19 protein-coding genes are annotated in these 20,309 nt (G+C 68.8%); 14 read left to right on the top strand and 5 right to left on the bottom strand.

The features are described from left to right. Positions 1 to 80: 80 nt before the first annotated feature. From VHAB30_RS10545 to VHAB30_RS10520, 6 genes are read left to right on the top strand one after another with little or no spacing between them, the layout of a single operon-like run. Entirely contained in the window at positions 81 to 2,423 is a 2,343-nt protein-coding gene (locus tag VHAB30_RS10545) for a type VI secretion system Vgr family protein (RefSeq protein ID WP_159277002.1), read from the top strand. Between the two features lie 16 nt (positions 2,424 to 2,439). Continuing rightward, positions 2,440 to 2,877, top strand: coding sequence for a hypothetical protein (locus VHAB30_RS10540; protein WP_159277001.1), 438 nt, complete (start codon positions 2,440 to 2,442; stop codon positions 2,875 to 2,877). A 6-nt stretch (positions 2,878 to 2,883) separates the two neighbouring features. Continuing rightward, complete coding sequence (locus VHAB30_RS10535) at positions 2,884 to 5,541, top strand: DUF2169 family type VI secretion system accessory protein (RefSeq protein ID WP_159277000.1); 2,658 nt, start codon at positions 2,884 to 2,886, stop codon at positions 5,539 to 5,541. After that, positions 5,538 to 6,662: a pentapeptide repeat-containing protein gene (locus VHAB30_RS10530; RefSeq protein ID WP_159276999.1), complete on the top strand. Its 1,125-nt coding sequence runs from the start codon at positions 5,538 to 5,540 to the stop codon at positions 6,660 to 6,662. Before VHAB30_RS10535 ends, VHAB30_RS10530 begins: the two co-directional genes overlap by 4 nt. Further along, positions 6,659 to 7,345 carry a DUF3540 domain-containing protein gene (locus VHAB30_RS10525; RefSeq protein WP_159276998.1) on the top strand — a complete coding sequence of 229 codons (687 nt, stop codon included), beginning with the start codon at positions 6,659 to 6,661 and terminating at the stop codon, positions 7,343 to 7,345. The genes VHAB30_RS10530 and VHAB30_RS10525 overlap by 4 nt, the downstream gene beginning before the upstream one ends. A 21-nt stretch (positions 7,346 to 7,366) precedes the next feature. Continuing rightward, positions 7,367 to 7,753, top strand: a complete 387-nt coding sequence (locus tag VHAB30_RS10520; RefSeq protein ID WP_056580973.1) for a DUF4150 domain-containing protein — start codon at positions 7,367 to 7,369, stop codon at positions 7,751 to 7,753. 15 nt (positions 7,754 to 7,768) lie between these two features. On the opposite strand, the gene VHAB30_RS10515 is transcribed toward VHAB30_RS10520, so the two are convergent. From VHAB30_RS10515 to VHAB30_RS10495, 5 genes are all read right to left on the bottom strand, one after another. Then, positions 7,769 to 8,755, bottom strand: coding sequence for a tripartite tricarboxylate transporter substrate binding protein (locus tag VHAB30_RS10515; protein ID WP_159272713.1), 987 nt, complete (start codon positions 8,753 to 8,755; stop codon positions 7,769 to 7,771). A 95-nt stretch (positions 8,756 to 8,850) separates the two neighbouring features. Next, positions 8,851 to 9,939, bottom strand: coding sequence for a patatin-like phospholipase domain-containing protein (locus tag VHAB30_RS10510; protein WP_159276997.1), 1,089 nt, complete (start codon positions 9,937 to 9,939; stop codon positions 8,851 to 8,853). A gap of 40 nt (positions 9,940 to 9,979) precedes the next feature. After that, a complete protein-coding gene (locus VHAB30_RS10505) occupies positions 9,980 to 12,352 on the bottom strand; it encodes a Tex family protein (RefSeq protein WP_159276996.1) in 2,373 nt (790 codons plus the stop codon). Positions 12,353 to 12,431: 79 nt separating this feature from the next. After that, positions 12,432 to 13,346, bottom strand: a complete 915-nt coding sequence (locus VHAB30_RS10500) for a sensor histidine kinase (protein WP_235926576.1) — start codon at positions 13,344 to 13,346, stop codon at positions 12,432 to 12,434. A gap of 91 nt (positions 13,347 to 13,437) precedes the next feature. After that, on the bottom strand, positions 13,438 to 14,232 hold the full coding sequence (locus tag VHAB30_RS10495; RefSeq protein WP_062472928.1) for a LuxR C-terminal-related transcriptional regulator: 795 nt from the start codon (positions 14,230 to 14,232) through the stop codon (positions 13,438 to 13,440). Positions 14,233 to 14,611: 379 nt separating this feature from the next. Here VHAB30_RS10495 and VHAB30_RS10490 point away from each other — a divergent pair, with 379 nt between their 5' ends. The 8 genes from VHAB30_RS10490 (at position 14,612) to VHAB30_RS10455 (ending at position 20,301) form a co-directional block, all read left to right on the top strand. Further along, entirely contained in the window at positions 14,612 to 15,304 is a 693-nt protein-coding gene (locus VHAB30_RS10490; RefSeq protein ID WP_062472930.1) for a hypothetical protein, read from the top strand. Positions 15,305 to 15,382: 78 nt separating this feature from the next. Continuing rightward, positions 15,383 to 16,405: a hypothetical protein gene (locus tag VHAB30_RS31115; protein ID WP_235926574.1), complete on the top strand. Its 1,023-nt coding sequence runs from the start codon at positions 15,383 to 15,385 to the stop codon at positions 16,403 to 16,405. Positions 16,406 to 16,428: 23 nt separating this feature from the next. Then, positions 16,429 to 16,767 carry a hypothetical protein gene (locus VHAB30_RS10480; protein WP_062480212.1) on the top strand — a complete coding sequence of 113 codons (339 nt, stop codon included), beginning with the start codon at positions 16,429 to 16,431 and terminating at the stop codon, positions 16,765 to 16,767. A 91-nt stretch (positions 16,768 to 16,858) separates the two neighbouring features. After that, positions 16,859 to 17,368 (top strand): hypothetical protein, encoded by a 510-nt coding sequence (locus tag VHAB30_RS10475; RefSeq protein WP_095745288.1) that lies wholly within the window; start codon positions 16,859 to 16,861, stop codon positions 17,366 to 17,368. A gap of 56 nt (positions 17,369 to 17,424) precedes the next feature. After that, positions 17,425 to 17,787 (top strand): GIY-YIG nuclease family protein, encoded by a 363-nt coding sequence (locus tag VHAB30_RS10470; protein WP_159276994.1) that lies wholly within the window; start codon positions 17,425 to 17,427, stop codon positions 17,785 to 17,787. Further along, positions 17,784 to 18,224 (top strand): MarR family winged helix-turn-helix transcriptional regulator, encoded by a 441-nt coding sequence (locus VHAB30_RS10465; protein WP_159276993.1) that lies wholly within the window; start codon positions 17,784 to 17,786, stop codon positions 18,222 to 18,224. The genes VHAB30_RS10470 and VHAB30_RS10465 overlap by 4 nt, the downstream gene beginning before the upstream one ends. Positions 18,225 to 18,292: 68 nt before the next feature. Continuing rightward, a complete protein-coding gene (locus VHAB30_RS10460) occupies positions 18,293 to 18,865 on the top strand; it encodes a DUF2239 family protein (protein ID WP_070060635.1) in 573 nt (190 codons plus the stop codon). Further along, complete coding sequence (locus VHAB30_RS10455) at positions 18,862 to 20,301, top strand: MATE family efflux transporter (protein ID WP_070060636.1); 1,440 nt, start codon at positions 18,862 to 18,864, stop codon at positions 20,299 to 20,301. Before VHAB30_RS10460 ends, VHAB30_RS10455 begins: the two co-directional genes overlap by 4 nt. Positions 20,302 to 20,309 lie beyond the last annotated feature (8 nt).

Raw genomic sequence — 20,309 nt, 5'->3', positions numbered from 1 at the left:
CGCGGCGTTTTCATACTGGCCTGGCCCCATCTGCAGAGGCTTCGCATCCGTGAAAGCCCGAGGGGTCAGGGAAGTGTCGAATGCCGCGTACCGTCCAAGTCCATACCGTCCTGAGTGCCGAGCAGCTCAAGTTCCGCGCGATGCGGGGGCACGAAGGACTCTCGCAACTCTTCGAGTTCGAGGTCGACATGGTCAGCACCAGCTTCAACCTCGACCTGAAGCGCCTGCTCGGCACCTCGCTCACGCTGGCCATTGCCGACGACCGCGCAACGCGCCACCTCAACGGCACGGTGGTGCGCTTCGAGCTGGTCGGGCGCGCCAACGAGACCGGCCGCCACTACATCTACCGCGCGCTCGTGCAGCCGTGGCTGTGGTACCTCACGCGCACCACCGACTGCCGCATCTTCCAGAACCAGAGCGTGCCCGAGGTGCTCGACGCGGTGCTGAGCAAGTACGGCTTCCAGTTCGAGAAGCGCCTCACGGGCAGCTATCGCCCCTGGGAGTATTGCGTGCAGTACCAGGAGAGCGACTTCGCCTTCGTGAGCCGCCTCATGGAGCACGAAGGCATCGCTTACCACTTCGAGCACGGCAACGGCTCGCACCTGCTGGTGCTGGCCGACGACACGGGCGGCTACCACCCGCTGCCGGGCCAGGCCCGCATTCCCTACCGCCCGCGCGACCGCGTGGTGAATGCGCTGGAGCCCTGCATCGACCGCTGGCGCGTGGCCGAGCAGATCACCTCGGGCCGCGTGATGCTCGACGACTTCGACTTTCGCAAGTCGCGCGCCTCGCTGCAAAGCGTGCAGCAAGACCCCAAGGGCCACGACCACGCGACCTACGAAGTCTATGAATGGCTCGGCGGCTACAGCGAGCACCAGCAAGGCGACGCCTACGCGAAGATCCGCCTGCAGGAGCTGCAGTGCGCGCACGAGCTGGCCTCGGGCCACACCAACGTGGTGGGCATGGCGCCGGGCCACCTGTTCGAGATGACGCACTGCCCGCGCGAGGCCGACAACCGCGAGTACCTCGTCACCGAGACGCGCTACGACCTGCGCGAGCCCGAGTACTCGAGCGGCGGCAGCAGCGAGTCGGTGTGCGAGTTCGACTTCACCGTGCTGCCCTCGGCCGTGCCCTACCGCCCCGCGCGCACCACGCCGCGACCGCGCACCAACGGCCCGCAGACCGCCACCGTGGTCGGCCCCGAAGAGATCTGGACCGACCGCTTCGGCCGCGTGAAGCTGCAGTTCCGCTGGGACCGCTACGGCCAGTCGGACGAGAACAGCTCGTGCTGGGTGCGCGTATCGAGCAACTGGGCCGGCGCCAACTACGGCACCATGCACATGCCGCGCGTGGGCCAGGAAGTGATCGTCGATTTCATCGGTGGCCAGCCCGACCGCCCCATCATCACCGGCCGCGTCTACAACAGCGACCAGATGCCGCCGTGGGAGCTGCCCGCCAACGCCACGGCCAGCGGCATCCTCACGCGCTCCAGCACTGGCGGCGCGGCCAACCAGGCCAACATGCTGCGCTTCGAGGACCGCACGGGTGCCGAGCAGATCCTGCTGCACGCCGAGCGCAACTTCGACGTCGAAGTGGAAGCCGACGAGACCCACACCACCGACGGCACCCGCACCACCCTCATCAAGGGCCACGAGTCGGCCACCTACCAGGACGGCGAGACGCGCGACATCACCGCCGGCGCGACGGAGACCATCACCGGCGGCGACACGCGCGACGTGACCGGCGGCTTCAGCGAAACCGTGAGCGGCGGCGTGACGCAGCGCATCACAGGCGGCAAGACGCGCACGCTCAGCGGCGGGCTGAACGACACCATCTCCGGCGGCGTGACGCTCGCCATCAGCGGCGGCTTCAACGGCACCATCGACGGGCAGGAAATCCGCTTCGTGAGCGCGGGCCGCAACGACACCATCAACACGTCGAACACCGTGCATGTGAACGGTCCGTCGAACACCACGGTGACCGGCCCCACGGTGCATACCTCGCCGGACGTGACCTTCAACACCACGAACCACATCCACAACACGACGCAGCACGTGATCAACACCAACGTCTACAACACGACGTCCAACACCTACAAGAACATCACGAACGACTACACGAACAACTCGAAGACCTACATCAACAACTACGCCAAGAGCAACGACTGGCGCTGGTACCGCGCGGGCGGCGTGGGGGCGCGTTTCTCGGCGGTCGGGCTGGCGCTCGACCTGTGGGGGCTGCGCCAGCAGAACTACATCCTCAAATCGCAGTTCTCGGGCATCCGGCTCGACGTGGCGGTGTTCCGCTCGCAGAACTCGGCCACCGAGATCGAGGGAAAGATGCTCAAGGTCGCGAACATCGGCATGAAGATCGCCAGCGGCGGCCTGGCCTTCGCCGCCAAGGCGATGACCGTCAAGGTCTGAGCCGATCGACCGACCGATGGCTGTCTGGGAACAGGTCCTCTGGAGCGTCTTCGCCGTGATGATGGGCGGGGCGCTGCTGGCCGGCGTCGCGGTGGTCGTCACGGCCACGCGCGAGCAGCGCAAGTACACGCAGGAGCGGCGCATCGGCGAACGCCTGGGCCTTGCCGGCGTGGTCACGCACGGCGTGGTGGCGCAGGTGCGGCGCTCCGAACACCAGCTCACCAGCCCGGGCAGCCATGGCCAGTGCATGGTCGCGCTCGAATTCACGCTGCAGATGCCGCCGTCGTCCCCGGTGCCGAGCGTGGTGCTGCGCACGCTGGTCGACGAGCTGCTGCTGCCCCGCCTCGCGGTGCCGGGCGCGACCCTGCACCTGGTCCAGGACCCTGCGCATCCCGATGTGGTGTCGGTCGACCGGCAGCGCACGCCGCTCGAAGTGGCGCCCGCACGGAGCTGACCCCCATTGAAAACCGTCAAGCCGCTGCGGCTGAGCGTCATCACACGCCCCTTCCTGCGGGGCCGCCAGCAACGCCTGGGCGTCACGCTGATGGGCATGGTGTCGATGGACGCCGCGCCCGTGCTGCTGCCCGAGCCGGAGTTCTGGAAGATCGCCGCCGAAGAGCTCGGTCCCACGGGCGCCATCGACCTGGGCATTCCCAAACCCCACGCCGAATTCCTGGCCACCGGCCACGCCTACACGCACCATCAGGACGACAAGACCGCCTGCGCCGTCGCGATGCGCGTGGGTGAGCTTTCGCGCCATCTGCTGGTGTTCGGCGACCGCTTCTGGCTCGACGGCCGTTCCACCGCGCCGCAGCCCTTCGAATCGATGCGGCTCGACGCCACGCGCGCCTACGGCGGCCCCGGCTTTGCCGAGAACCCGCAGGGCATCGGCCACGCCCACGAGTCGGTCAACGGCCTGCAGGTGCAGCGCCTGCCGAACATCGAAGACCCGCAGCAGCGCATCGACCGGCCCGACCGCGAGACCGAGCCCGCCGGTTTCGGCCCGATCGAGCTGACCCGGCCCAGCCGCATGCGCCTGATCGGCCGGCAGTACGACGGCCACTGGCGCGAGCATCTGTTCCCCGGTTTTTCGGAGGACATGGACTGGCGCTTCTTCAACGCCGCGCCGCCGCAGCAGCGCTGGCCCGCGCGCGACCACATCCCCGGCGGCACGCCCTACGAGATCTGGCACATGCACCCTACGCAGCCGGTGCAGCGCGGGCGCCTGCCCGACTGGCGTGCGCGCGCCTTCATCGCGCGCCGAAGCGGGCCCGGCCGCGAGCCGGAGCAGTTCGACGAGGTGCCCATGCGCCTCACCACGGCGTGGTTCTTTCCGCACCGCGCGCAGGTGGCGCTGATCCACCACGGCGAGATCGACATCGTGGAGGACGACGCCGACGACGTGACCCATATGATGCCCGCCATCGAAGACGCGGGCGATGCACCGCGCCCGCTGGCGCACTACTTCGCCCTCCTCCAGCGCCGCTGCGATCCCGAGACCGGCGCGCTGCATGCCGCCCGCGACGACGAGCTGCTGCCCGCGCAGGCCATTGGTCCGTGGCTCGACACGCTGGACGACGGTGAGGAATCCGCGTTGGTTCGCAACATGCGCGAGCGCGGCGACCGGCTCCGCGCGGATCTGATGCAGCAGGCGCGCGAGGCCGGCCACGATCCGCGCCTGCTGCGCGAACGGCCGCTGCCAGAGCCTTTCCGCAAGATGCCGACGCTCGCCGAGCTGCCCGAGTTCGTCGAGCGCACGCGGCGCTTCACGCAGGACCAGCGCAAGGCGCTCGACGACGGGCGGCGCGAGCTGGAGCGTGCGGGTCAGCGCAATGCGGCCGAGTCACGCCAGGTCGGCTTCGACTCCGCAGAGTTGGTCTCGGGCATCGACCGCACCACGACCAAAGGCCCGCCCGCCTTCGACGCGCAGACCGTGCTGCAGGGCATGTTCGGCATCGCCGCCGCCACGGGAACGTCCGCGTTGCCTCCTGCGCAGCAGCAGGCCTTCGCGGAGGTCGTCGAGAAAGGCCAGCGCGGGCTGATCGACATGTACCGGATGGGCGCGCAGCACCAGTCGCCGGCCGACGTGCTCGAAGGCGAACGCGCCACCGAAGCGCGCCAGCGCGTGCAGGACGTGATGGCCACCACGCGCGACCTGTCGGAGATGGACCTCACGGGCGCCGACCTGTCGGGCATGGACCTGCGCGGCGCGCGCCTGCACCGCACGCTGCTCGAACACGCGAACCTCGAAGGCGCCCGGCTCGATGGCGCGGATGCCACCGAGGCCGTGCTCGTGCGTGCGCGCCTTTCGCGGGCCTCGCTCGCGGGCTGCGTGCTGCACCGCGCGAACCTCAGCCTGGCCCATTGCGTCCGCACCGTGTTCACCGGGGCGCAGTTGCACCACACCACGCTCGAGCAGACGCACTTCGACCATTGCGACTTCTCCCACGCCTCGCTGGAACACCTGACGGTGCTCGGCCTGCAGGTCGACCACTGCCGTTTCGATGCAGCGCACCTTTCCTACGTGACCTTCCTCGAACAGACCCGCCTGCAGGACTGCAGCTTTCGCAACGCCGTGCTCCACAAGGTCGGGCTGATCTCGTGCATCGCCGAGCGGCTCGACTTCAGCGCGGCCCGGCTCGAAGCCTGCGCCTGGGCCCACACGCCGGGTGACACCGGCATCGTCTTTCGCGGCGCGGCCCTGCACACCACCTGCTTCGTCGGCACCAGCAGCCTGCGCACCATGGACTTCGAAGACGCGACGCTGGTGCAATGCGGCCTGCGCGAGATGCCGCTGGACGGCGCGCGCTTCGTGCGTGCCACGCTCGACACCTGCGACCTGTCGGCCTGCAGCCTCACGGGCGCCGACCTCAGCGGCTGCGATGCGCCCGAAAGCCTTTTCATCCGCGCCGACTTCACGCAGGCCTCGCTGCGCGGCGCCAACCTCATGCATGCCAGCCTGCAGAAAGCCCGCCTGGTGTGCACCGACCTGCGCGAGGCCAACCTGTTCCGCGCCGACGTCTCGCAGACCCTGATCGACAGCGTGACCGACACGCACGGCGCGCACCTCGAACAGGCCAAGACCCTCCCGCGCCGCGCCGCGGACCCGGTGCGATGACGCCGGCCGAGCTGGCAGCGAAGCTCCGCGGCGGCGACCACCTCCAGGACCAGGACTTCCAGGGCATGGACTTCGACGGCATGGACCTGCGCGGCGGCAGCTTCGGCGCCTGCGACTTCCGCCGAGCGAACCTGCGCGGCGCGCGGCTGGGCGAATCGGTGTTCGACAGCTGCCGCTTCGACGACGCGGTGCTCGACAGCGCCGACCTGCAACATGCCGCCTTCCACCGCTGCGCCCTGGCCCGCGCGCGCCTGCAGTCTGCAGCGATGGCCCACGCCGTCTTCTCCGAGGCCGACCTGCGCGGCGTCGACATGAGCGCGGCGCAGGCGGGTCAGGCCACCTTCCACCAGAGCACGCTCGACGGCGCGGGCTTCGAGCGCGCGGACCTCACGAAGTCGGTGTTCGGCGAATGCCGCCTCGACGGCACGCGCTTCGACGACACGGCGCTGAACACCACCGTCTTCTACCGCGCGGCGCTGCGCGGCACACGCTTCAAGGGTGCGAGCTTCCACAACGTGATCTTCGGCGAGGCCGACCTCGCGGGGCAGGACTTCTCGGCTCAGTCGTTTCATCTGTGCCAGTTCATCGATGCCGACCTCACGGGCTGCAACTTCGCCGGCGCGCGCCTGAGCCAGTGCAATTTCAAGGGCGCGAAGCTCGCAGGCGCGGTGCTGTCGGGCGTGCAGGCGCCGCAGTGCCTGTTCCCCGAAGCCGACCTGTGCTGGGTGGACGCGCGCGGTGGGCACTTCGACCAGAGCCTGTGGGTCGGTGCCCGGCTCGACGACGCCGACCTGTCGGACGCGCGGCTCGAACAGTGCGTGTTCCACCGCGCGAGCTGCCGCCGCACCGCATTCGCCCGCTGCCACCTCGTGTACGCGGATTTCTCGTACGCCGACCTCGCCGATGCCGACCTGCGCGGCGCCACCTTCCACCGCACCCAGATGCACCGCGCGATCGAGACCGGCGTGCGCTGGAGCGACCGCCTCGGCGTGCTCGACAGCGACCCGGCGCTGTTCGAGGCCGAGCGCTTTTCTGCCGCCCGTGCGAGCCGCCCGCAGCGCGCCGGCCGCGACACCTTCGGCCGGCCACTGCCGCCCGATCCACAGGACACCCCCCCATGAACCAACGAGTCCTTCGCGAAGCTGCTTCGCCGCCATCGGTTACGCCCGAGGCCGAGATGCACGCACTGCTGCGCAAGCCGCTGCCTGCGCAAGCCGCACCGGCCTGGACCGGCAGCGCGCTCGGCACCGTCGTGCAATCGCTGCCCGACGGCCGCTTCGTCGTCGAACCACAGCCGGGCGGCGCGCCCTGGCATTGCCCGCGCGCCGCGAGCTGCCTGCTGCAACCCGCCGTGGGCGACGTCGTGCTCGTGGCCGGGCCGCAGCGCGAGCAGCTGTTCCTGATCGCCGTCATCACGCAGGCAGACCCCAGCCAGTCGCAGCTCGTGGCCGAGGGCGACCTCACGATCCGCTCGCGGCGCGGCGGCATCGCGCTGCAGGCCTCCTCGTTCGCACTTCAGGCCGACAAGGCCACGGTGGACATCACCGACATGGCCTACCGCGGCGCCGAGGTGCGCGTGACCACGCTGGTCGCCCGCTTCGTGGGCCGCACGCTCGAGACCGTGCTCGACCGCCTGAGCCTGCTCACGCGCTCGAGCTTTCGTCTCACCGAAGAGGTCGAACAGGTGCGTGCGGGCCAGATCGACATGCAGGCGGCGCAAAGCCTGCGGCTGCACGCCAGGAACACCTTCGTCACCAGCCAGGCGCTGGTGAAGGTCGACGCCGAACAGATCCACATGGGTTGATACCGACAAGGAGCCTGAACCATGTTCGCCAACGCACAGATGATGGGAATGGACCTCGCGTTTCCCGATGTCTGCAAGACACCGCCCGCACTGCCCGTGCCCTACCCCAACATCGCACTCGGGCCCACGGCCCTGCCCAACGCCTGGAACATCCTGTACGGTGGCACGCCCGTGCACAACATGGCGACCACCACGCCGATCACCAATGGCGACAACGCCGGCGTGCTGATGGGCGTGGTGTCGCAGACGGTGATGGGGCCGTCGCGCCACATCACCGGCGCCTTCACGGTGCTGCTCAAGGGAACGCCCTGCACGCGCATGACCAGCCTGGCGGTGCAGAACCGCTGCAACATCGTGGGCATGCGCATCGTGCCCAGCCAATTCAAGGTGCTGGTGCTGGCGCCCTGAAACAGCACTGGAGGCTCAGTCGAGCTTGACGCCCGCCGTGCGGATCACCTTGCCCCACTTGGTGGTCTCGGAGGCGATGAAGGCGTCGAACTCCTCGGGCGTGCTGCCCGCCGGGAAGGTGCCCATGGCATCGAGCTTGGCGCGCGTCTCGTCGCTCTTGATGATGCGCGCCACCTCTTCCGACATGCGCTTGACGATCTCGCGCGGCGTGCCCGCCGGCGCCAGCATGCCGGCCCAGGTGCTGCCGGTGAAACCCGCGAAGCCCTGCTCGATGAAGGTCGGCACATCGGGCACGGCCGGCAGGCGCTTGTCGCCGGCCACGCCGATCAGCCGCACCTTCCCGGCCTTGCCCTGGTTGATGAGGCCCGTGGGCGCGTCGAAGAACAGCTGGATCTGCCCACCCATCAGGTCGGTCAGCGCGGGCACCGCGCCACGGTACGGGATGTGGATCATGTAGGTCTGCGTGAGCGACTTCCACAGTTCGCTCGTGAGGTGCGCGGCCGAGCCGTTGCCCGACGAGCCGAAGCTCACCTTGCCGGGGTGCTTGCGTGCGTAGTCGATGAGCTCGCGCGCGGTCTTGAACGGCGCGTCGTTGTTGACGGCGGCCAGCAGCGGCGACACCCCCATCAGCGACACGCCCACGAGGTCCTTGCGCGGGTCGTAGGGCAGCTTGGGGTACAGCGTGGTGTTGGCCGTGTAGGCCGCGATGACGACGCCGAAGGTGCTGCCGTCGGGTGCGGCCTTGGCCACGGCATCGACGCCGATCAGGCTGTTGGCACCGGGCTTGTTGTCGATCACCACGGGCTGGCCGAGACGCGTCTGCAGGCCTGCCTGCACCAGCCGCGCCATCTGGTCGGTGAAGCCGCCCGGCGTGTAAGGCACGACGATGCGGATCGGCTTGCTCGGCCAGGCGCTCTGCGCGAAAGACGGTGCGGCCAGGCTGGCAGCGGCGGCCGCGGTGGCAAGAGAAAAACGGCGGCGGGAGAGCGTGGCGTGCGGCATGGTCGGGAACCCTTCGGATGGCATGGATCGGACCATTCTCGAAGCGCGCTCCTGCGCCGGCGCTCAGGGTTTGTCCCCGACGGGACAAGCTGGGCTCAGAGCGGCAGGATGTCGCGCGAGCGCCCGTCGTCGCCGAGCCAGGCTTCGAACTCCTCCGACAGGCGCGTCGCCTCGCGCGTGGCCTGGCCCCAGGCCGCGATGCGCGCCTGCGCGTCGTTCGCGAAGCGGATGAAGTCCTTGCGGTCGGGCAGCTTGCCGTGCGGCAGCGTCTTCACCCATTCGGGGTTCGGCGCCAGCACCACCATGCGGTCGAGAAAGCGCGTCGACTTGTGGCGCCAGCGCAGCCCCTTGTCGAGCCAGCCCGGCACCACGGCCTGCTGGAAATGCGGGTACAGCACGATGCCTTCGTCGGCCCCGTCATGGGCAGTTCGGTAGTCCAGGTGCAGGTGGTAGTCGGTGATGCCGCCGTCCCAGTAGGCGCCGCGCGGCGCGCCCGGAATGTCGTGCACCGCCGCCAGCAGGAACGGAATGGAGCACGAGGCCTGCAGCACGCGATTGAAGTTGGCCTCGCTCAGCGCGTGCTGGCGCGTGCGGAAGTCGGTCGTGCCGAAAGGCAAGGCCGCGCCGGGCGTGGAGAACACGCAGCGCTCCAGCCAGGCGCCCAGGCTCTTGCGGTGCAGGCTGTTGCTCGCGAAGGCGCCCAGGTAGCCGACCGGCGTGCGCGCCCTGCCCTCGCGCCCCAGGATGTGGCGCCCGCGCGAGGTCACCACATGCAGCCGGTAGCGCGCATGGCCCAGCACCTCGCCGATGCGTCCGCCGTAGAAGGTGTCGAGGCTTTCCGCGAAGCGTTCGCTGAGCTGGTGCGGACTGAGCCGCTTCTGGCCCGGCGGCACTTCGAACTGCTGGCGCACATAGTCGTGCTCGAAGCGCCCGAAGGCCGCCTCGGGGTCCGACAGGCACGCCGTGGCCAGCCGCCACGCCCCGATCGACGCGCCCACCAGGTCCACCGGCTGGCTCGACTGCGTGAGCCAGCGCCCGAAGATGAAGCGATCGAGCGGCCCGAGGATCAGCCCCTTGGGCCCGCCCGCCGCGCCGGGGACGGTGCGCACGTCCTGCGGACGCAGGCCGTGCTGCTCGATGTGCTGGCGGGCCACGGGGCCGGCGTAGATGCGCAGGGCTTTCATGCCGACGGTGATTGCAAGAAACGTGCGGTCCGCGGGCTGCTTACTTGCGCAACCCCTGCAACTTGGCAAACGCACTCGCCATCTGCCCCGCCGGCTGCGGCGAGTTGTCGCGCCGGCCTTGCTGCTGGCCGCGCCCTGCGCCTTCGAAGCGGTTGTCGCGCGGGCCGTCGCGGCGTGCGGGCGCGGCGTCGAGCTTCATCGACAGGCCGATGCGCTTGCGGGCCACGTCGACCTCCATCACCTTGACCTTGACGATGTCGCCGGTCTTGACGACTTCGCGTGCATCGTTGACGAACTTGTGGCTCAGCTGGCTCACGTGGACCAGGCCGTCCTGGTGCACGCCGAGGTCGACAAAGGCGCCGAACTGGGCCACGTTGCTCACGGTGCCTTCGAGGATCATGCCCTCGGTGAGGTCGGAGATGTCGTCCACGCCGTCGTTGAAGCGCGCCACCTTGAAGTCGGGGCGCGGGTCACGGCCGGGCTTCTCGAGTTCGCCCAGAATGTCCTTGACCGTGATGACGCCGAACTTCTCGTTGGCGAACAGCTCGGGCTTGAGCGTCTTGAGCATGTCGGCGCGCCCCATCAGCTCGGCGATGGGCTTGCCGGTCTTGACGATGATCTGCTCGACCAGCGGATAGGTTTCGGGGTGCACGCCGGTGATGTCCAGCGGGTCGGCGCCGTCGCGGATGCGCAGGAAACCGGCACTCTGCTCGAAGGCCTTGGGGCCGAAGCCGGTCACGTCGAGCAGCTGCTTGCGGGTGGAGAACGCACCGTTGGCTTCGCGCCAGCGCACCACAGCCTTGGCCACGCTGGCCGACAGGCCGGACACGCGGCTGAGCAGCGGCACGCTCGCAGTGTTCAGGTCGACACCCACCGAGTTCACGCAGTCTTCGACCACGGTCTGCAGGGTGCGTGCGAGTTCGCTCTGGTTCACGTCGTGCTGGTACTGGCCCACGCCGATGCTCTTGGGGTCGATCTTCACGAGCTCGGCCAGCGGGTCCTGCAGGCGGCGTGCGATGGAGGCGGCACCGCGCAGGCTCACGTCGACATCGGGCATTTCCTGCGAGGCGAATTCGCTGGCGGAATACACCGAGGCACCGGCTTCGCTGACCACGACCTTGTCGACCGTCATCTCGGGCGCACCGGCCTGCGCGGCCATCTTGGCCAGCAGCTTGATGAGGTCGCCGGCCAGCTTGTCGGTCTCGCGGCTGGCGGTGCCGTTGCCGATGGCGATGAGGTTCACGCCGTGCTTGGCGCAGAGCTTGCCGAGGGTGTGCAGCGAGCCTTCCCAGTCCTTGCGTGGCTCGTGCGGGAACACGGTGGCGGTTTCGACCAGCTTGCCGGTCGAATCGACCACGGCCACCTTCACGCCGGTGCGGATGCCGGGGTCCAGGCCCATCACGACGCGGCGGCCGGCGGGTGCGGCCAGCAGCAGGTCGCGCAGGTTGTCGGCGAACACCTTGATGGCGACTTTTTCGGCGTCTTCGCGCAGGCGGGTGAACAGGTCGCGCTCGGTGGACAGGGCCAGCTTCACGCGCCAGGTCCAGGCCACGCACTTGCGCAGCAGGTCGTCGGCCGGGCGGCCCGCGTGGCTCCAGCCCAGGTGCAGCGCGATCTTGCCTTCGGCGATGCTGGGCTTGCCCGGCTCGGGTTCGACGGGCAGCACGAGCTTGGCGTCGAGCACTTCGAGCGCACGGCCGCGGAACACGGCCAGGGCGCGGTGCGAGGGCACGCGGCCGATGGGCTCGTCGTAGTCGAAGTAGTCGCGGAACTTGGCGATGTCGGCGTTGTTTTCGTCCTTGCCGCTCATCAGGCTGGACTTGAGCAGGCCTTCGTTCCAGAGCCATTCGCGCAGGCCCTGCACCAGCACGGCGTCTTCGGCCCAGCGCTCGGACAGGATGTCGCGCACGCCGTCGAGCACGAGCGGCACGGTCGAGAAATCGGGGCCCGGCTTGCCGTCGTCCAGTGTGGTGGCGGGCTGCAGGAAGGCCTGGGCTTCGGCGGCGGGGTCGAGCGTGGGGTCGGCCAGCAGCTTGTCGGCCAGCGGCTCGATGCCGAATTCGCGGGCGATCTGGCCCTTGGTGCGGCGCTTCTGCTTGAACGGCAGGTACAGGTCTTCGAGTTCCTGCTTGGTGGGCGCGAATTCGATCGCGGCGCGCAGCTCGGGGGTCAGCTTGCCCTGCTCGTCGATGGCCTTGAGCACCGCCACGCGGCGGTCTTCGAGTTCGCGCAGGTAAGACAGCCGGGCTTCCAGTTCGCGCAGCTGGATGTCGTCGAGGCCGCCCGTGACTTCCTTGCGATAGCGGGCAATGAACGGAACCGTGGCGCCTTCGTCGAGCAGTTCGACGGCGGCCTTCACCTGGTGCTCGCCGACCTTGATTTCAACGGCGAGCTGGCGAATGATTTTCTGCATGTCTTGAGCGCGTCCCTGGCAAAGCGCGGAAGTTTGCCATAGGCGAAGACACCGCCCGCCGGCCACCGCGACGCGATGGTTACAACGTGCTCTCGACCTCTGCCACGACCGCCGTCGGCGGCAGCACTTCACCGGGCATCACGAGCCGGATGCGCAGCCCGTGCGGCGCCGCGTCCATGACGGCCAGCTCGCCGTGCAGCGCCTCGGCGCGCTCGCGCATGCTGCGCAGGCCCTTGCCCCCGAATTCGCCGGCCGCCGCACCCAGGCCGCGCCCGTCGTCCAGCACCTCGAGCACCAGTCCGTGCGAGCGTTCGCGCGGGCCAAAGCGCACTTCCACGCGGGTGGCCTGCGAATGGCGCAGCACGTTCGACAAGGCCTCCTGCGCGATACGGCACAACTGCATCGCGGCCTCGGGCGACAGCGGCGGCGTCACCACCACGTCCTGCACGTTCCACACGAGCGTGATGCCCAGCCGGTCGAACGCCGGTTGCAGCCGGTAACGCAAATGCCCCAGGCGTTCGCCGATGCTGGTGTCGGCCTGGTCGTCGAGGGAGTCGACCGTCATCTGCAGTTCCAGCAGACAGGCCTGCAGGGCCATCGACAGCTCGCGGGCGTCGGCGGAGCGCGGGTCGTAGCTGGCCATGAGCGCCACCAGCCGCGAGCCGACGCCGTCATGCAGGTCGCTGGCGATGCGGCGGCGCTCGGCGAGCACGGCCTGCGCCTGGCGGTAGCGTACGAGGCGGCGCCGCGTGAAATACCAGGTGGCCACGATCATGCAGAGCACGGCGACGTTCACCCCCTGCAGGGCCCAGAAGGCGGCCGGCACCTCGGTACCCAGTGTGGTGATCGCCGAGGTCGCACGAATCACCTGCCCCACCACCGGCGTCAGGTGCAGCGCAAACGCAAGCCCCACCCACAGCAGCATCCGCCGGCGCGAGGCGCGCGGCCACAGCCAGATCAGGAGCACGCACCACGCGGCGATGGAAAGCCACACGAACTGGTCCTCCAGGAAATACGGCGGGAGCGGGGGCGCCGGCGCGGGCATGGGTGGCTCCGCTGCGAACGCGGCGCGCCCGAAGCGCGCCCTAGAGCAGCCCCCGGTGCGAGGCGAAACTCACGGCCTGCGCGCGGGTGTGGGCGTGCAGCTTGCGGTAGATGTTCTTGACGTGCGCGTTAACCGTCTGGGCACTGATGGTGAGCTGCAGAGCGATCTCTTCCGTCACATATCCCGTGGCTACAAGTCGCAACACTTCGCGCTCCCGTGCCGACAGGGTCGCCTTGCTGTCCGGCGGGCGCACCGGGCTCGGATTGGCGCGCTGGTGGTCCAGGTGAACGAGCAGCCGCCGCGCCAGCCGGGGGGTGATAGCAGCCCCGCCATTCACCACCTGCAACACGGCCTGGGCATAGCTCTGGAACCAGGCGTTCTTCACCAGGTAACCCGAGGCGCCGAGCTCGAAGGCGTGCAGCACCTGGGGCTCGTCTTCCAGCGCGGAAATGACGATGATCTCGGCGGCGCTGCGGTGTTTCTTGGCCTCTTCGATGAGCTCGAATCCGCTGCCGTCTCCGAGGCGGATGTCGACCATGAGCACATCGAATTCATGCTGCATCAAGAGGCGCCGTCCCTCGCGCAGGGAGCCGGCCTGGCCTTCGAGCTGGATGCGCAGATCGCCCAGCAGTTCCTGGGCGATGACACGGCGGACAAAGGGGTCGTCGTCGACGAGCAAGACACGAACAGGCTTGGTTTCCTGGCCCGTGAGGTAGTCCGGCCACGGCAGGGTATCCGCCGAGGGAGCCAGCAGCCCACCGAACTGGCCGGGATTGGAGAATTTCCTAGCGCCACCACCGACATCGGTCAATGAAATGTCGAGATCGTTTTCCATTTAAGCCCCCTTGTCACAGATAAAAGTCGCGACTTCGTGAACAAAAGTTAATCGATTTCTACTCTTTTTCCGGCTATCGGCTTTTTTGATTACCTTGGTTTCTTTCGGTTGCAATATTGCCAGATTGTGAACCAAAGTGATAGTTCCCACGAGGGGAACAGGGCCTAGAACCGGCTCTCTGCCAACGCCCAAAACGCCCTCGGACATTGCTTTCGCCATAGCCTTGCACTACCCAGCCTGAGGCATTTTTCGATCCCTTCCCCCCGCTGAAACTGCATCCCGGTCGCAACGGAATCCATTCAATCCGTGCTCGCTGACCGTCGCTGATGGCCGGATTCCCCGGCGATCGGGTTCGTTTCAACACTATCGAGGAAGCATCATGAAGAAGACTCTTATCGCCATGGCAGTGGTTCTCGTGGCTGGCATCGGGACCGCAACCGGCAGCAGCGTGGCGCTCGCCGTCACCAACACCACGACCGGCTCCTCCAGCTCGGCAGGCTCGGTCGCCGCCAGCTCCGGAACGGGCAGCGCACTGAGCTACAACGCAGCCAGCTCCACCTCGTCGGCCACGGCCAACGCGGCGGGTGGCGCAGCAGGCAACGCCTTCCTGCGTGTCGGCGGCGCCACCGCCAGCGGCTCGGCCACCACGCAAGGACGCGTGACCAGCGTGGCAGCAACGACCGGCAACGGCGTGGCTGCAGGCGGTGCGAATGCACAGGCCAATGCGACCTCGAGCGCCAATGCGAACTACGCCGGCGGCGGTGCCAACCCCGTGAGCGGCTCTGCAGGCGGCGCAGCCGGCTCCACCACCAACAACACCGCAGCCACCGCTGCAGGTCCTGGCGGCGGTCTGGCCGTGGTGACGCGCACCTCGGGCACGACGGCCGGCTTCAGCGCCAATTCGGGCGCGGTCAACGGCATCGTCAACGGCACGACGACCTCGGCCACGTCGGGCTCGACCGGCGGTTCCACGGGCGTCATCAACTTCGCCGTGGGCAACGCAGCGGGCTTCAGCAACGGTGGCGGCACCGCCGGCGGCGCGATCTCCGGCGCAACGGCCAACGCTCCCTGAGCGATCCGGACCATCGGTTGTTGGACCAGAAACGGGGAGGGGCACGCCCCTCCCCTGCTTCCCAAAGGAGTCGAAAAAATGAAAACATTGATTGCCCTGACCTTGCTGGGCCTGTCCGCCGGCGCCTTGGCGCAGACCACGGCGGGTGGCGCCAACAACCAGTCGCAGAGTTCAGCCACCACCAACGCCCAGGGCAACACCCAGGCGGTGAATTTCAACAGCTCCGCCCCCTCGGAAGTCACCTCCCGGGCCACGGTGGACAGCAACAGCACACAGAACATCAACAACACGGGCGCGACGACCAGCACCGTCGACTACCGTGGCAGCTACACCGTCAAGAACGTGCCCTCCGTGAGCGGCCCGAACCTGACGACCAGCAATGACACCTGCATGGGCAGCACCAGCGCCAGCGCCAACGGCGCCGGGGTCGGGCTGAGCTTCGGCACCACCTGGACGGACGAACACTGCAAGCGCCTGAAGATGAGCCGCGAGCTCTGGAACAAGGGCATGAAGGCAGCGTCGCTGGCCATGGACTGCATGGACCCGGCGGCCCAGGCGGCCCTGGAGATGACCGGCTCGAAGTGCCCGCAGTCGATGACCGCCGAAGAGCGCGTGAGCGCGTTCGGACCGCAGGCCTCGTCGGCCGGCGCGCCCGTGGCGGCACGTCCGGCGGCGCCCGTGGCCGCGGCACCGGCGCCTGCGCCGGCCCCCGTGGCGGTGGCCGTGCCCCAGCCGGTGGCGCCCGTGGCACCAGCGGCGCCTGTCGCGTTGGCGCCGGCCCCGGCGCCCGCGCCGGTCGTGGCGGTGCAGCAGCCCGCCGCACCGGCCACGCTGGTCGAGGCGATGCCCATGGCAGCCCCGGTGCAGGAACAGCCGGCGCCGCAACCCGCGCCGGCCGCGACCGCCGTCCCGGTGTCTGCGCCGGAAGTGGCACCGGCCCCCGTGGCCGCAGCGCCCGCCGAGGAAGCCGCGGCACCTGCGGCGGAGCCGGCCCCGGTCATGGCGAGCGCCGTGGCCCCGCAGCCGGACATCCTGGAAGCGCGCATCACGCGCCGCCTGCCGGCTGACGAGGTGGCTTCGGCACCGGCCGACGCGCAATGAGGCCGGTTCTGGAGTCCATCACCATGAACACCAGGACCGTTCCTCTCTGGCTGGCCGCCTGTTGCGTGGCGACGGCGTCGGTGGCCGCCACGCCGATCATCCGCATCGAGCGGATGCCCATGGGCAGCGGCCTGCAGAACGCCAGCGGCACGGAGAACGCCGAGCCGGTGGGCGACTACGGCGTCTGGCACGTGCCGCAGTACATGCCGGGGTTCCCGACCTCGGCCACCATCTGGCCACGCGTGGTGATCATCCAGTGCAACGTCACGCGGTGCAGCGGCTACGAAGTGACGCCCGAACTGGGCCGGGGCGAATACCTGTTCTTCCGGCCCGCGGAAGACAGCAGCGTCGGCCGCAAATAGACAGGCGCGCAGACGCCGCTTTTTCGAACGATGCGCCGCCGGGTCTGCAAGGTCCCGGCGGCGCGCGGCCATGTGCGGATACCCTTCGCGCATGCACAACCCCCTCGTGCGCGCCTTGCGCGCCCTGTTTCGCGCCGTTGCCACCACGATCCTCGTGCCGGTGCTGCTGTTCGAGGAATGGGGCTGGGCCCCGCTCGCAGCGCTGGTCGCGCGGCTGGCGCGCCTGCCCTTCTGGGCGCGGCTCGAGAACCTGCTGCGCGCGCTGCCGCCCTGGGGCGCGCTGCTGGCGTTCTTCGTGCCGATGCTGCTGCTCTTTCCGGTGAAGCTGCTGGCGCTGTTCCTGTTCGGCCGCGGCCACGCGTTCAGCGGCATGGCTGTGCTGCTGCTGGCCAAGCTCGCGGGCACGGCGGTGGTCGCGCGGATCTTCCAGCTGGTCGAGGGCTCGCTGATGCGCCTGGCCTGGTTCGCCCGCTGGTACCCGCGCTGGAAAGGCTGGAAAGACCAAGTGCTGACACGCGTGCGCGAAAGCCGTCCCTGGCGCATCGTGCGGGCGGTGCACCGGCGGGTGCTGCGCGGCTGGCATCGGCTGCGCGCCGAGTGAATCTATTTTTACCCGGGTGTATTGTGTTTTATATTTTGCCCGGGTAATATTTGGAGATGAATCCATCTCCCCACACCAGGCGTACCCTCGTCAAGCAATACAAGGACAGCGTACGCCCCGCTGGCGTCTTCGTCATCCGCAACCTGATGGACGGCCGCGTCTACGTGGCCGGCAGCCTCGACGTCGAAGGCGCCATGAACCGCGCCCGCTTCGAGCTGAACCTGCGCTCGCACCGCAACAAGGTATTGCAGCGCGACTGGGTGGCGCAGGGCGCGACGCACTTCGGCTTCGAGGTGATCGACCGGGTGAAGGAGCGCGACGACCCCGCCTTCGACCGCGCGGCGGAGCTGGAAAAGCTGCTTGAACTCTGGCGCGAGGAACTGCAATGCACTGGCGACAAGGGCTACAACACCCCATGAGCACCGACGCACTGGGCTTCTGCCTCGACCTCGGCCGCGCCCACGCCAGCCTGAGCCTGAAACTCAACGAAGACCTGGGCGCCTTCCACGGCTTGGACTACGACGACTTCACCCTGCTCCACCTGTTGCTGCGTACCGGCAACGGCGCCATGCCGATGGCCGAGCTGGCGCACACGCTGGGGTTGCCAATGTCGGCGCTCATCCGCAAGATGGTGCTGCTCGAAAAGACCGGCCTGGCCGAGCGCACGACGGGACCCGATGATGACCCCCAGCGCCATGCGAATATTCGCAGCGGCGGAAAGAAGTTGATGCAAGCCGCCATCACCACCGTCGAAGCGATCTGCGTCGATGCCGTGAAATCGCTGGACCCGCAACGCCTGCCAGACCTGCATGCCGCGCTGCGGGTGCTGTGCGATCACGACACGCCGCACGCCTGAACCGTCCTGCGGGTAGATTACGAACCTCGTTTCGTTCCGCCCGGATCGACAACCCAAAAAGAATTTGCATGTCACCCGACGAACTACCGACCACATTCACTGCGTTTGCCGGCTTCCAGCGCGTCGCCGCCGGCACCAAGGCCCAGGTGCTCACGCAACTGCGCGAGCGCGGCGACGCCGCCACCTGCCTCGTGTTCGACGACCAGACCGGCGAGCAGCTCGATGTCGACCTGCGCGACCCGAAGGCCATCGAGACCTCCGCGCTCGAAGCCGAGAAACACGAAGACGCGCCGCGCGGCGTCGGCCGTCCGCGCCTGGGCGTGGTGGCGCGCGAAGTCACGCTGCTGCCACGCCACTGGGACTGGCTCGGCCGCCAGCCGGGCGGCGCCTCGGTGGCGCTGCGCAAGCTGGTCGACGACGCGCGTCATGTGCACGCCGACCGCGACACGGTGCGCGCCGCGCGCGAAGCCACCTACCGCTTCATGACCGCCATCGCGGGCAACCTGCCCGGCTTCGAGGAAGCCACGCGCGCGCTGTTCGCGGGCGAGCATCAGCGCTTCAGCGACCTCGTGGAACCCTGGCCCACCGACCTGCGCGTGCACCTGCACAAGCTGTCGGCCGGTGGCTGGGGTGCTGCATGAGCGCGGCGCCCGACAGCAGCAGCACCACCTCCACCAGCCCCGGCAACCCGAGCGGACTGCGCGGCGTGCCCGTGGCGCCGGTGGGTGCGCCGCGTCCGCTGTGGAAGGTGTTCCTGTTCTTCCTGGCGCCGATGTTGCTCAGCAACATCCTGCAGTCGCTCTCCGGCACCATCAACAACGTCTACGTCGGGCAGATGCTCGGCGTGAGCGCGCTGGCGGCGGTCTCGAGCTTCTTCCCGGTGATGTTCTTCTTCATCGCCTTCATCATCGGCCTGGGCGCGGGCGCCTCGGTGCTCATCGGCCAGGCCTGGGGCGCGCGCGACGCGGCCAAGGCCAAGGCAGTGGCGGGCACCACGCTCACGGTGGGCCTGCTGCTGGGGCTGGCGATCGCGGTGTTCGGGGGCCTCTTCACCACGCCGATGCTGGCCATGCTGGGCACGCCGCCCGACGTGCTGGCCGACTCCACGCGCTACGCCCGCATCATGCTGATCGCGATGCCCGGCGTGTTCCTGTTCCTGCTGGCCACCGCCATGCTGCGCGGCGTGGGCGACACCATCACGCCGCTGCTGACGCTGCTGATTTCCACGGCCATCGGCCTGGTGGTCACGCCCGCGCTCATCCGCGGCTGGGGCGGGCTGCCGCAACTGGGCGTGGCGGCCGGCGCGTGGGCCTCGGTGCTGTCGTTCGCGGTCGCGACCACGTGGCTGGGCTTCCGGCTGCGCCAGAAAAAGAGCCCGCTCGCCCCCGACGCGGAGTTCGTGCGCTGCCTGCGCATCCAGCCGCAGCTGCTGAAGGCGGTGCTGAAGATCGGCGTGCCCACCGGCGTGCAGATGATCGTGGTGGCGCTGGCCGAAGTGGTGCTGCTGTCGATGGTCAACAGCTACGGCTCCAACGCCACGGCCGCCTACGGCGCGGTGAACCAGGTGGTGGCCTACGTGCAGTTCCCGGCCATCTCGATCGCCATCACCACGTCGATCCTCGGCGCGCAGGCCATCGGCGCGGGCCGCGCCAACCGGCTCGGCGCCATCGTGCAGACCGCGCTGGGCATGAACCTCGTGCTCACGGGCGGGCTGGTGCTGCTGGGCTACCTGTTCTCGCGCCCGCTGATGGGCTTCTTCATCACCAGCGCGCCGGTGATCGAGATCGCGCAGAACCTGCTGCACATCATGCTGTGGAGCCTGGTGCTGTTCGGCATGGCCTCGGCGATCTCGGGGATCATGCGCGCCAGCGGTTCGGTGCTGGTGCCGACGCTGATCTCGATCGTCTGCATCCTGGGCGTCGAAGTGCCGGTGGCCTGGCTCATGAGCCGCCACTTCGGCATGGGCCTGGACGGGATCTGGGTCGCCTACCCGGTGACCTTCGGCGCGATGCTGCTGCTGCAGACCGCGTACTACCGCCTGGTGTGGCGCAAGAAGCCGATCGGCCGGCTGGTCTGATCGGCGCC

The sequence above is a fragment of the Variovorax boronicumulans genome (assembly GCF_009811375.1).
Lineage (GTDB): Bacteria > Pseudomonadota > Gammaproteobacteria > Burkholderiales > Burkholderiaceae_C > Variovorax > Variovorax boronicumulans.
Note: the sequence above shows the minus strand (reverse complement) of the source record. Positions and strands in the feature narration are given on the sequence as shown.

Coding starts and splice junctions, on each gene's coding strand:
- VHAB30_RS10545 (WP_159277002.1), top strand. CDS start 81: ATGCCGCGTACCGTCCAAGTCCATACCGTCCTGAGTGCCGAGCAGCTC.
- VHAB30_RS10540 (WP_159277001.1), top strand. CDS start 2,440: ATGGCTGTCTGGGAACAGGTCCTCTGGAGCGTCTTCGCCGTGATGATG.
- VHAB30_RS10530 (WP_159276999.1), top strand. CDS start 5,538: ATGACGCCGGCCGAGCTGGCAGCGAAGCTCCGCGGCGGCGACCACCTC.
- VHAB30_RS10525 (WP_159276998.1), top strand. CDS start 6,659: ATGAACCAACGAGTCCTTCGCGAAGCTGCTTCGCCGCCATCGGTTACG.
- VHAB30_RS10520 (WP_056580973.1), top strand. CDS start 7,367: ATGTTCGCCAACGCACAGATGATGGGAATGGACCTCGCGTTTCCCGAT.
- VHAB30_RS10515 (WP_159272713.1), bottom strand. CDS start 8,755: ATGCCGCACGCCACGCTCTCCCGCCGCCGTTTTTCTCTTGCCACCGCG.
- VHAB30_RS10510 (WP_159276997.1), bottom strand. CDS start 9,939: ATGAAAGCCCTGCGCATCTACGCCGGCCCCGTGGCCCGCCAGCACATC.
- VHAB30_RS10505 (WP_159276996.1), bottom strand. CDS start 12,352: ATGCAGAAAATCATTCGCCAGCTCGCCGTTGAAATCAAGGTCGGCGAG.
- VHAB30_RS10495 (WP_062472928.1), bottom strand. CDS start 14,232: ATGGAAAACGATCTCGACATTTCATTGACCGATGTCGGTGGTGGCGCT.
- VHAB30_RS10490 (WP_062472930.1), top strand. CDS start 14,612: ATGAAGAAGACTCTTATCGCCATGGCAGTGGTTCTCGTGGCTGGCATC.
- VHAB30_RS31115 (WP_235926574.1), top strand. CDS start 15,383: ATGAAAACATTGATTGCCCTGACCTTGCTGGGCCTGTCCGCCGGCGCC.
- VHAB30_RS10480 (WP_062480212.1), top strand. CDS start 16,429: ATGAACACCAGGACCGTTCCTCTCTGGCTGGCCGCCTGTTGCGTGGCG.
- VHAB30_RS10475 (WP_095745288.1), top strand. CDS start 16,859: ATGCACAACCCCCTCGTGCGCGCCTTGCGCGCCCTGTTTCGCGCCGTT.
- VHAB30_RS10470 (WP_159276994.1), top strand. CDS start 17,425: ATGAATCCATCTCCCCACACCAGGCGTACCCTCGTCAAGCAATACAAG.
- VHAB30_RS10465 (WP_159276993.1), top strand. CDS start 17,784: ATGAGCACCGACGCACTGGGCTTCTGCCTCGACCTCGGCCGCGCCCAC.
- VHAB30_RS10460 (WP_070060635.1), top strand. CDS start 18,293: ATGTCACCCGACGAACTACCGACCACATTCACTGCGTTTGCCGGCTTC.
- VHAB30_RS10455 (WP_070060636.1), top strand. CDS start 18,862: ATGAGCGCGGCGCCCGACAGCAGCAGCACCACCTCCACCAGCCCCGGC.